The sequence below is a fragment of the Halomonas sp. 3D7M genome, from assembly GCF_014897885.1.
GTDB lineage: Bacteria > Pseudomonadota > Gammaproteobacteria > Pseudomonadales > Halomonadaceae > Vreelandella.
The window spans coordinates 1-3,406 of the sequence record NZ_JABUZF010000128.1 but is presented as its reverse complement, the minus strand read 5'-3'; the positions used below and the strand labels follow the sequence as shown (position 1 = coordinate 3,406).

Sequence of the window (3,406 nt, the reverse complement as noted above, 5' to 3'; positions counted from 1 at the left end):
CGTTTTCGCTAATAAAATCCCGTGGCATGAATTTTTCTTGGTTAGCCACTTGGGACAGTGGCGCCGAGATAACATCCCACTGATAGGGATCCTGTGAAATACGGCGTATGGCGGGCATCATGGCATTTTTGCCTGCAAGTGCTAATGTTACCGCCTCGCGGCCCACTGCATAGGCTTGTTCAACGTCGGTTTTAGAGGCCAAGTGGCGCGCCGCGCGCTGTAAATAATCAGCAACTGCCCAGTGGTACTTGTAACCCAGGTCTTGCTTCACCATTCCAGCCAGCGTTGGTGCTACGCCGCCTAACTGGCGGTGACCAAAGGCATCGGTATTGCCCGCATCGGCAAGGAAAGTGCCATCTTCGTAGCGTGCGCCTTCAGAGACAACGATGACGCAATAACCGTACTTCTGAACGCACTCTTCAACGCGCGCCATGACCGCTTTACGGTCAAACGATACTTCAGGAAAGATAATTAGGTGAGGCGGCTCGCCTTCGCCTTCTCCTGCTAAGCCGCCCGCTGCTGCAATCCAGCCAGCATGGCGACCCATCACTTCAAGGACGAATACCTTAGTGGATGTGGCGCACATAGACGCGATATCCAGCGATGCTTCACGGGTAGAGGTGGCAATATATTTGGCAACGCTACCAAACCCGGGGCTGTTGTCGGTAATAGGCAGATCGTTATCAACGGTTTTCGGCACATGAATCGCGGTTAGCGGGTAGCCGAGTTTTTCAGACAGTTGGGACACTTTAAGGCAGGTGTCTGCGCTATCACCGCCGCCATTGTAGAAGAAGTAGCGAATATCGTGGGCTTTGAAAACTTCGATTAAGCGTTCGTATTGAGCACGGTGGGTATCAATATCTTTCAGCTTGTAGCGGCAGGAACCAAAGGCACCGCCAGGCGTATGGCGTAAGGCAGCAATCGATTCATCGCTCTCTTGAGTCACATCGATGAGGTCTTCCGTTAAGGCACCGATAATGCCGTTATGACCGGCATATACCTTGCCAATCTGGTCGGGCGCTTGTCTGCAAGCTTCGATAACGCCGCAGGCGCTGGCATTGATGACGGCGGTAACGCCACCGGACTGGGCGTAAAAGGCATTATGCTGGGCCATGGAAACGTCTCATCTCCTGAAAACGGGTAGTTAAAACAGTATTCAAGCAAGGGGTAATGACGCCCCTTTGCTTGTTTTCATAATCGTGCATTAAGCAGCGCGCACTAATGGCACGCTTACCACTAATGACACGCTTACGTAGAAAGATCGTGCAAACGCGTGGCCTGCAGCCGCGAAGTTTAGCGCAAAGCCACTGTGGGTGCATCTTGGAGGCTCATTACTCGCTGTCGTCCAGTTCTTGTTCCTGCTGAGCCAGCCGCCATCCGCCTAAGTCTTTATAGCGGTTGACCATCGCACAAAAGAGCTCTGCTGTGCGTTCGGTATCGTAGCGGGCCGAGTGGGCGGACTTGTTATCAAACTCGATACCTGCCGCGCGGCATGCACGAGCAAGCACTGTTTGACCATATACAAAGCCTGCCAGGGTTGCTGTGTCAAAGCTGGAAAAAGGGTGAAACGGATTCCGTTTTACGCTGCAGCGGTTCGCCGCCGCATTTAGGAAGCCATGATCAAAGGCAGCATTATGACCAACCAGTATTGCCCGTGAGCACCCATGTGCCTTGATTGATTTGCGGATAGGGCGAAAAATTTCACCTAGCGCTTCAGATTCGCTTAGCGCCACTTGGCGACGCAGTGGGTCATCTAGATTAATGCCTGTGAAATCAAGGGCGGATTGCTCAACGTTCGCGCCTTCAAACGGATGAATGTGATACGCGTAAGTGGCGTCGGGTAATAAATTACCGTCAGGGTCCATGGTAAGCGTCACGGCAGCAATTTCGAGTACTGCGTCACTTTGGGCGTTAAACCCACCCGTTTCTAAATCAATGACAACCGGCAGATAACTGCGAAAACGTTGGGCCATCAATTCGCGGGCAAATGCCTCGCTCATGCAGCTCTCCTTAGTAAAGCGAGTAAGTAGTTAGAATAAGCGGTTAAAGCAACCCCTTTGTTGGCTATGATTCTAGCAGCTTTACCCCTTAGGCGTCGTTGACGGTATTCGCTGAGCATTGAGAGCGCTATACTCGTAGTTTATGTTATTGCACTGCGCTCAGCGCGGTGTCGTTGGGTGAACTACTTTTCATGAACAAGGAGCAAAGAATGTCCGATGTCAAAAAGGTTGTGCTGGCGTATTCAGGCGGCCTGGACACATCCGTTATCGTTAAGTGGTTGCAAGAGACCTACAACTGCGAGGTAGTGACCTTTACAGCCGACATCGGTCAAGGTGAAGAAGTCGAGCCCGCACGCACTAAGGCTCAAGCACTGGGTGTTAAAGAGATCTATATCGAAGATCTTCGCGAGGAATTTGTTCGCGATTATGTATTCCCAATGTTCCGAGCGAACACCATCTATGAAGGCGAGTATCTGCTCGGCACTTCTATCGCTCGTCCGTTGATTGCTAAGCGCTTGATTGAAATTGCTAATGAGACGGGCGCTGATGCCATTTCTCACGGTGCAACGGGTAAAGGGAACGATCAAGTTCGTTTTGAACTGGGTGGCTACGCACTCAAACCTGGCGTGAAGGTTATTGCTCCTTGGCGTTTATGGGATCTTACTTCGCGTGAGAAGTTGATGGCTTACTGCGAAGAGCACAAAATTCCCGTTGATTTTTCTAATAAAAAGAAAAAATCACCGTACTCCATGGATGCCAACCTGCTGCACATTTCTTATGAAGGCGGCATTTTGGAAGACCCATGGGCGGAAGCAGAAGAGGACATGTGGCGTTGGAGTGTTTCTCCTGAAGCTGCGCCTGAGCAGCCGACTTATGTAGAGCTGACGTTTGAGAATGGCGATATCGTCGCTATTGATGGCGAAGCGCTTAAGCCTCATGAAGTGCTTGAAAAGCTTAATAAACTAGGTGGCGATAATGGTATTGGCCGCCTGGATATCGTTGAAAACCGTTATGTTGGTATGAAGTCCCGTGGTTGCTATGAAACACCAGGGGGCACAATCATGCTGCGTGCTCACCGCGCTATCGAGTCGCTGACGCTTGACCGTGAAGAAGCGCACTTGAAAGATCAACTAATGCCTAAATACGCTGAAGTGATCTACAACGGTTATTGGTGGAGCCCCGAGCGTCGTATGCTACAAGCGGCGATCGACGAAACACAGAAAAACGTCGCGGGCGTTGTTCGCATGAAGCTCTATAAAGGCAATGCAACGGTTGTAGGGCGTAAGTCCGATCAGTCGTTGTTTGATGAGTCGATTGCAACGTTTGAAGATGATGCGGGCGCGTACGATCAAAAAGACGCAGAAGGCTTTATTAAGCTGAATGCATTGCGTCTACGGATTGCTGCC

The 3,406-nt window shown here is 50.9% G+C and carries 3 protein-coding genes; 1 reads left to right on the top strand and 2 read right to left on the bottom strand.

Annotated features, from left to right (window positions below; genetic code table 11):
• Together INT22_RS05820 and rnt are read right to left on the bottom strand one after the other, a co-directional pair.
• The coding region (locus INT22_RS05820) for a 6-phosphofructokinase (RefSeq protein ID WP_193067862.1) at nucleotides 1–1,114 on the bottom strand (1,114 nt) is incomplete at its 3' end.
• Nucleotides 1,115–1,331: 217 nt separating this feature from the next.
• Nucleotides 1,332–2,000 (bottom strand): ribonuclease T, encoded by a 669-nt coding sequence (rnt, locus tag INT22_RS05815; protein WP_038484741.1) that lies wholly within the window; start codon nucleotides 1,998–2,000, stop codon nucleotides 1,332–1,334.
• A 209-nt stretch (nucleotides 2,001–2,209) separates the two neighbouring features.
• On the opposite strand from rnt, the gene INT22_RS05810 reads away from it, so the two are divergent.
• The coding region (locus tag INT22_RS05810) for an argininosuccinate synthase (RefSeq protein ID WP_193067861.1) at nucleotides 2,210–3,406 on the top strand (1,197 nt) is incomplete at its 3' end.